Origin of the sequence: Hydrogenophaga sp. (assembly GCF_019264445.1) — a bacterium.
GTDB lineage: Bacteria > Pseudomonadota > Gammaproteobacteria > Burkholderiales > Burkholderiaceae_C > Hydrogenophaga.
In genome coordinates this window covers 1-6017 of sequence record NZ_JAHVAB010000027.1, presented here as the reverse complement: position 1 = coordinate 6017, position 6017 = coordinate 1, and the positions used below count along the sequence as shown (strand labels likewise).

Below are 6017 nucleotides of genomic sequence, written 5' to 3'. Positions count from 1 at the left end.
TCGCAGCACCGCACGCACGGGGTTCGGCAACGGGTGCCTCTTGGCATGTTCACCAGGGCCGGTATTCATCGGTGGATGGCCCGCAGCCCGTGGCGTAGCAAGCCCAGGATGGCGTGTCGGCGCTGCAAGCGCCGCCGGGCTTTCGGGCTGCGCCCCGTGCCGGCAAGCCGTCACGGCCATTCGGCTCCAATCCCTCACGCCTTCGCGCCTGCGGCGCTACGCGCTGGCGCTTGCACTCCAGGGGAAAGCCCTGTGGGCTATCCCCGCCGCGCGATGCTTGGCGCCCCTCGATGCCGCCGAACCGGCTGCGCCGGATCGGCCCGGCCAGCGCCTACGGCTGGGCCGCTGCCGCGAGCTGGCTTTCAGCCTCGCTCATCAGCACCGCCGTGCTGCATTCGAGCGCGCCGGCAATCTTGAAGATCAGCGATAGCGTGGGCTGGTGTTCGCCACGCTCCACCTTGCCCATGTGCGAACGCTCGACGCCGGCCAGGTGCGCCAGCGTCTCCTGGGCGATGCCGCGTTCCGTGCGCAGCGCACGCACCGCCGCGCCGAAGGCTTGAGCCAGCTCGGCGTCGAAGGTGGTGGCGCCGGCCGGTCGGCCGGGCTGGACGGATCGCTTCTGCATGGACAGAAGCGTCGATTCGCAGCACAATTAAAACCACGTTATCTTTAACTCATTCATCAAAAGCTCACTGTTCTGCGCTTCTACAGAAATCCGCATTTGCGGGTTTCAACAAAGGCGCGAAATCACGGAACCGCCATCGTGTTTATGCCCAAATCCGCAGGTACGGCTTTGCGCTTTTGCGCTTCGGCGGATTCGTGCGGCCGGAGGGTGGCGCCATGACGGCACTCATCACCGAGGACGACCGCGCGCGCCTGCTGGCCCACGGCAAGGCCCGCGCCGCTGGCGAGGCCATCGACCCGGTGCCCGTGGTGCGGTTGTTCACGCCGGACGCGCATGTGACCTGGCTGCTGGCCGCGCTCGATCCTGCGGACGGCGATACGGCCTACGGCCTGATCGACCTCGGGCTGGGGATGCCAGAGCTGGGGACGGTGAAGCTGTCCGACCTGGCCGGCATCGTCGGGCCGCGCCAGCAGCCCGTGCTACGCGACCTCTATTTCCGCCCCACGCGCACGCTGTCGGAATACACCCGGCTGGCCGAGCGCGACGGAGCGATCCCGGACTGAATACGGCCTACTGTGACTTTTTCAGTCTGGCGTCATGCCGGGCAGGTCTCAATCGGGATTCTTGCGGCATACCCCGGCCAGTCTGATCGAAACAGTCATGATGCCTGGCTTGGGTTGCGGCAGGCTGGCCGATACGGCGTCCCACGGTCGGGGCGCTGCCACCGCCGCATTGAGACGGAAACCGCAACGCATCGGAGCCAATCGGTCTTGACAACCCCAGTCACCATTTTTACCCATGACGTTCTGACGATGGCGATGTAGCGCGTAGCCCAGCCGTGGCGGCGATTCCTGTTCCCAGGAGGTTGCGTCATGGCCGACCGCGCCGCCGAGCCTTGGTATCCGACTGCCGCGTATCTGTACGTGCTGCATCTGGACAGCCTTGCGCTCGCCTGGGAGTACCTGCGCAGGCACCCCGACTACCGGCTCGACTGGCTGCGCCATCGTCGTCGGTCGCAGGCGGCACAGGAAGCGGCGCAACGCTGGGGCTTGCGCCTGCTGGAAGACCCGGCCCTGGATGCGCGCGACGCGCATCCGGCCTGGCTGCCCGGCCACGCTGCGATGGTGCAGCTCTACCCGGATGAAGATCCGCCACCCGATGCCTCGATCTTCGCGTTCTGGCGCATCCCTGGCCATAAGCAACTGCTCCATGACGGCAAACGGCTGGCGCTGATCGCGCGCAGCCCAGGCCATTGCCTGCGCTTTGCGCTGGCCCCCGGCCTGGAAGACGGCATGGCTGTCGCCTATGCCCATCGCGGCGGCACTGCCGCGCCTGTGCGCGGTCATGTGCCCGGCGTGACCTTCGCCGCCACGCCCAGGCCAACACCTTCCGCGCTGCTGGAACTGCACACCTTGCAGGCGCTCGACGCGACCCTGGCGGGCGCGTCCTCGCGTGAGGTCGGCGAAGGCTTGTTCGGTGCCGACGCCGTGGCCGACTGGTACGCCGACGGCGGCTTGCGCTCCAAGGTGCGCCGCTTGGTGCGGCGTGGCGATGCGCTGATGCGCGGCGGCTATCGCCGCCTAGCACAGCTTGCGCCGCTTGAGAAGGGTCGTTTTGAAGGCGACGCAAAACGACCCTGAGCAAGTGGGCCGCGTTTTCTGAGACTGCCTCCATCCGGTTGCGCTGTGTGGCCGGAGCTTTGAAAGCTATGGAGGTTCACACCATGCGTCCTGCTCCCTTGCGGCCTGCCGCCGCTGTCTCGACCGCTGCCGCGCAGCCCCAACGCTATCTCACCAACGACGAAGCCGCCGAGTACCTGCGCCTGTCGCCGCGCACGCTGGAAAAGCAGCGCGTGATCGGCGGCGGCCCGCGCTTTCGCAAGTTCGGCCGGCGGGTCATGTACGCCGTGGCCGACCTCGATGCCTGGGCCGCCGACCGCAGTTTCGAGACGACTTCCGATCCCGAGTACGCCGAGCACCACTCGGCCGACAGCCGTGCGCGCTGATCGGCGGCGCGTGGATGGCCTTCGCCATGTCCACACCCTTGCAGGAGCGCGAACAGCTCGACCTGTTTCGCGCGCTGCCGGGCGACATGGCGCCACGCGACAGCCAGGACTTGATGGCCTTTCCGTTCTTCTCGCTGGCGAAGTCCAAACGGGTCAAGCCCATCGACTTCCGGGCGGGCAACGTGACGATCCGCGTGGAAGGCACGCAGGAGCACGGCATCGCCACGATCTGGGATGCCGACATCCTGATCTGGGCCGCCAGCCAGATCGTGGAGGCGCGCGACGCGGGCCTGCGGCCTTCGCGCTTGATGCAGGTACGCCCCTACGAGGTGCTGCGCTTCATTGGGCGCGGTACGTCGCTGCGCGACTACCAGCGCCTCAAGGCTGCGCTGGATCGGCTGCAATCGACCACGGTGGCCACGTCCATCCGCGAGACGACCGGGCGGCGATTGCATCGGTTTTCCTGGATCAACGAGTGGAAGGAACTGGCCGATGCCAGCGGCACGCCGCTGGGCCTCGAACTGATCCTGCCGGACTGGTTCTTTGCCGGCGTGCTCGACGCCGCCCTGGTGCTGACCATCGACCCGGCGTATTTCCGGCTCACGGGCGGCATCGAGCGGTGGCTGTACCGCCTGGTGCGCAAGCACGGCGGGCGGCAGCCGGGCGGCTGGCAATTCGACTTCCAGCACCTGTACCGCAAATCGGGCAGCGTGGCGCGCTACTACGACTTCGCCGCCGACCTGCGGGCGCTGGTGGCGCGGCAAGCCTTGCCGGGCTACCTGTTGGGCATCGAGCACGCGTCCGGGATTTCCTCGCCGCTGCTGACCTTCCGGCCCGTGCCGCAAACGGCACGGGGATAACTTCGGGAGAGTCTGTGGATGGACTCGTGCTATCAGGCAACAGAGGTGTCGTGCTATCAGGCAACGAATCCTCGTGCTATCAGGCAACAAAATCGGCCGCAAACCCGCGCCAGCACTGGGTTTCGCGTCCCTCTAACTTCCCTAACTTAAATTCTCTAACTTTTAGTAGAAGCGCCGCGCCACGGTGGATAACCACCACACGGCATGAAAGGCAGCAGCAAAAGCCCGGCTTTCCAGCATGGAGGGCCAAGCCATGATCGTTGCTCTGCTCAATCAGAAAGGCGGCGTGGGCAAGACCACGCTCGCCACGCACATCGCCGGCGAGCTGGCGATGCGCGGGCAGCATGTCATGCTGCTGGACGCCGACCCGCAGGGTTCATCGCTAGACTGGACACAGCGCAGAAGCCAGCAAGGCTTGCCAAGGCTGTTCAGCGCCGTGGGCCTCGCACGCGAAACGCTGCACCAAGAGGCGCCAGAACTCGCCAGGCGGGCCGATCACGTCATCATCGACGGCCCGCCCAGGATCGCTGCCTTGGCGCGTTCCGCGCTGCTGGCGGCCGAGCGCGTGCTGATTCCCGTGCAGCCCAGCCCCTATGACCTGTGGGCCAGCGCGGAGATGGTGGCGCTGATCCGTGAGGCGCAGGTGTTTCGGCCAGCGCTGCGCGCGGCCTTCGTCATCAATCGGCGCGTCAGCACCACCGTGATCGGGCGCGAAGCGCGCCAGGCTCTGGCCGACCAACCGCTTCCTGCGCTGCGCGCGGAAGTGCATCAGCGCATCGTGTTCGCCGACAGCGTCGCCGCTGGCCGGCTTGCACGCGAGACGGCGCCGGACAGCACCGCCGCACGCGAAATCACTGCGCTGGTCGATGAACTATTGCGGTGGACGACATGACAACGACGCCGCCACCGAACAGCAAACGCACGGCCAAGCGCGTCGGCATCGGCGCGCGTCCGCCCGCGAATCCGCACGCCGAGGCGTGGATTCGCCAGGGCGATGCCGATGCGCTGGGCAAGGGCGACCTCTACACGGCTCGCCTGACCCTCGACATCACGCCCGCGATGCGGGCGCGCATCAAGGTGTCGGCCTTCACGCAGGGCGTGACCGTGGCCGACCTGCTGCGCGGCCTGCTGGAGCGGGAGTTTCCAGAGCACCGCAGGGAGAACACCCCATGACTGCATCCGTTTCGTCTGCCGCCGCGCCTGTTGCGTGCGCGGCCACGGCTGCGCACGCAGCACCTTCCGGCCAGCCTGCCAGCACGCCGCTGACGCGCGTGGCGCTGGCCTACATCGAACCGCGCTTCAAGCTCTACCTGCGCTTCGGCGAACCTGCGCGCACGCTCCAGCTCGACCGCTGGCGGCGCTGCGCGGTGTTCCTGCCGGGCGCCATGTTCAGCCGCATCCGCTGGCAGGCCAACGACTACGGCACGATCCGCTGGCAGCTCATGGTGATGCAGGCTTGCACGCCGCTGGATGCGGCGCAGCGCATCCCCGGCGTGCAGCCGGGCGCGCGCCTGCTGCTGCACGCCGAGGGGGAGAACCAGGTGCGCGCCGTGCTGGAGCGCATCGACGCCATCGAGGCGCTAGGCATCGCGCCATCCGCCGCTTCGCCCGTGTACTGGCGCACGCTCGCCAACCGGCTCGCTGCGCGTCTGCCGCTGCCCGAATACACCGCCGAGCGGCACGCCGCCTGGCTGACCGGGAGGGCACTGCCATGACCGCCGTTTCGACTGCCGGCGCCGCGTCGCGTCCTCGCTCGCCCCGCGCACGTTTGCGCGCTCGCCTCGTACTGGCGGGCCTGTCCGCCTGCGGCCTCGCTGCGCTGGCCTGGGCGTCCTTCGTGCAGCCGCTGCCGCGCCTGATCTACAACCCGTCCGACAGCGTGGCGGTCGGCTGGTATCGCGTCAATCCGCAGCGCCACGGCACCGGCTCGCTGCCGCGTCGGCTGGAAGTGGGCAGCATCGTCCTGACCACGCTGCCGCCAGACGCCGCCGCGCTGGCCGCGCAGCGCGGCTACCTGCCGGCGCGCGTGCCGCTGCTCAAGCGCGTGGGCGCCATCGCGCCGCAGGAGGTGTGCATCACTGGCCGCATCGTCCGCATCGACGGCGTGCCTTCGGCCGCTGTGCTGCCTGCCGACCGCTGGGGCCGGCCGCTGCCATCCTGGCAGCAGTGCCGTCGCCTCGAACCCGGTGAACTGTTCCTGCTCAGTGTGACCAACCCGGCGTCGTTCGACAGCCGGTATTTCGGGCCGGTCAGTGTGGGCGCCGTGATTGGCGTCGCGCATCCGGTCTGGCTGGAGTCCCGCCCATGATGGCCGCCGACTTGCTGCACGTTGCCGTGCATCTTGTCGTGCCATCGGGCGTGTCGTGCTGCTGGCCGTCGCCGTGTCGTCGCGCGTGCAGTGCGAGCGCATCCGCGCCGCACTTCGCGCTGCCTTCGGCGCAGCCGTCCAACGTGCAGGTGTCTTGCCTCGAACGCGCCCGGCCTGTGGCCGTCGCTGCGTTCGCCGGCGTGGGGGGGGGGGGGGGCG

9 protein-coding genes and 1 pseudogene are annotated in these 6017 nt (G+C 68.4%); 9 read left to right on the top strand and 1 reads right to left on the bottom strand.

Translation table 11 applies throughout. The features are described 5' to 3' along the window. Positions 1-331: 331 nt before the first annotated feature. The gene (locus tag KXJ60_RS03675) at positions 332-625 is read right to left on the bottom strand and encodes a helix-turn-helix transcriptional regulator (protein WP_056582604.1); all 294 of its coding nucleotides are present in this window, start codon (positions 623-625) and stop codon (positions 332-334) included. 215 nt (positions 626-840) lie between these two features. On the opposite strand from KXJ60_RS03675, the gene KXJ60_RS03670 reads away from it, so the two are divergent. From KXJ60_RS03670 to KXJ60_RS03630, 9 genes and pseudogenes are all read left to right on the top strand, one after another. After that, complete coding sequence (locus tag KXJ60_RS03670) at positions 841-1188, top strand: DUF2958 domain-containing protein (RefSeq protein ID WP_056581638.1); 348 nt, start codon at positions 841-843, stop codon at positions 1186-1188. Positions 1189-1497: 309 nt separating this feature from the next. After that, positions 1498-2265: a DUF2285 domain-containing protein gene (locus KXJ60_RS03665; RefSeq protein WP_056581641.1), complete on the top strand. Its 768-nt coding sequence runs from the start codon at positions 1498-1500 to the stop codon at positions 2263-2265. 83 nt (positions 2266-2348) lie between these two features. Then, positions 2349-2630 (top strand): helix-turn-helix domain-containing protein, encoded by a 282-nt coding sequence (locus tag KXJ60_RS03660; RefSeq protein WP_013721771.1) that lies wholly within the window; start codon positions 2349-2351, stop codon positions 2628-2630. 26 nt (positions 2631-2656) lie between these two features. Further along, positions 2657-3490: a replication initiator protein A gene (locus tag KXJ60_RS03655; protein ID WP_056582606.1), complete on the top strand. Its 834-nt coding sequence runs from the start codon at positions 2657-2659 to the stop codon at positions 3488-3490. Between the two features lie 253 nt (positions 3491-3743). Continuing rightward, entirely contained in the window at positions 3744-4382 is a 639-nt protein-coding gene (parA, locus tag KXJ60_RS03650; RefSeq protein ID WP_056582609.1) for a ParA family partition ATPase, read from the top strand. Next, positions 4379-4663: a hypothetical protein gene (locus tag KXJ60_RS03645; protein ID WP_056582611.1), complete on the top strand. Its 285-nt coding sequence runs from the start codon at positions 4379-4381 to the stop codon at positions 4661-4663. Before parA ends, KXJ60_RS03645 begins: the two co-directional genes overlap by 4 nt. Next, entirely contained in the window at positions 4660-5205 is a 546-nt protein-coding gene (locus KXJ60_RS03640) for a DUF2840 domain-containing protein (protein WP_056581644.1), read from the top strand. Before KXJ60_RS03645 ends, KXJ60_RS03640 begins: the two co-directional genes overlap by 4 nt. Then, the gene (locus tag KXJ60_RS03635) at positions 5202-5798 is read left to right on the top strand and encodes a S26 family signal peptidase (protein ID WP_056581647.1); all 597 of its coding nucleotides are present in this window, start codon (positions 5202-5204) and stop codon (positions 5796-5798) included. Before KXJ60_RS03640 ends, KXJ60_RS03635 begins: the two co-directional genes overlap by 4 nt. Next, a pseudogene (locus KXJ60_RS03630) lies at positions 5795-6017 on the top strand (hypothetical protein); the annotation flags it as partial. The gene KXJ60_RS03635 and the pseudogene KXJ60_RS03630, both read left to right, overlap by 4 nt.

What these genes read in the sequence shown, in the direction of transcription:
- KXJ60_RS03675 (WP_056582604.1), bottom strand. Translation starts at nt 625, where the DNA reads ATGCAGAAGCGATCCGTCCAGCCCGGCCGACCGGCCGGCGCCACCACC.
- KXJ60_RS03670 (WP_056581638.1), top strand. Translation starts at nt 841, where the DNA reads ATGACGGCACTCATCACCGAGGACGACCGCGCGCGCCTGCTGGCCCAC.
- KXJ60_RS03665 (WP_056581641.1), top strand. Translation starts at nt 1,498, where the DNA reads ATGGCCGACCGCGCCGCCGAGCCTTGGTATCCGACTGCCGCGTATCTG.
- KXJ60_RS03660 (WP_013721771.1), top strand. Translation starts at nt 2,349, where the DNA reads ATGCGTCCTGCTCCCTTGCGGCCTGCCGCCGCTGTCTCGACCGCTGCC.
- KXJ60_RS03655 (WP_056582606.1), top strand. Translation starts at nt 2,657, where the DNA reads ATGTCCACACCCTTGCAGGAGCGCGAACAGCTCGACCTGTTTCGCGCG.
- parA (WP_056582609.1), top strand. Translation starts at nt 3,744, where the DNA reads ATGATCGTTGCTCTGCTCAATCAGAAAGGCGGCGTGGGCAAGACCACG.
- KXJ60_RS03645 (WP_056582611.1), top strand. Translation starts at nt 4,379, where the DNA reads ATGACAACGACGCCGCCACCGAACAGCAAACGCACGGCCAAGCGCGTC.
- KXJ60_RS03640 (WP_056581644.1), top strand. Translation starts at nt 4,660, where the DNA reads ATGACTGCATCCGTTTCGTCTGCCGCCGCGCCTGTTGCGTGCGCGGCC.
- KXJ60_RS03635 (WP_056581647.1), top strand. Translation starts at nt 5,202, where the DNA reads ATGACCGCCGTTTCGACTGCCGGCGCCGCGTCGCGTCCTCGCTCGCCC.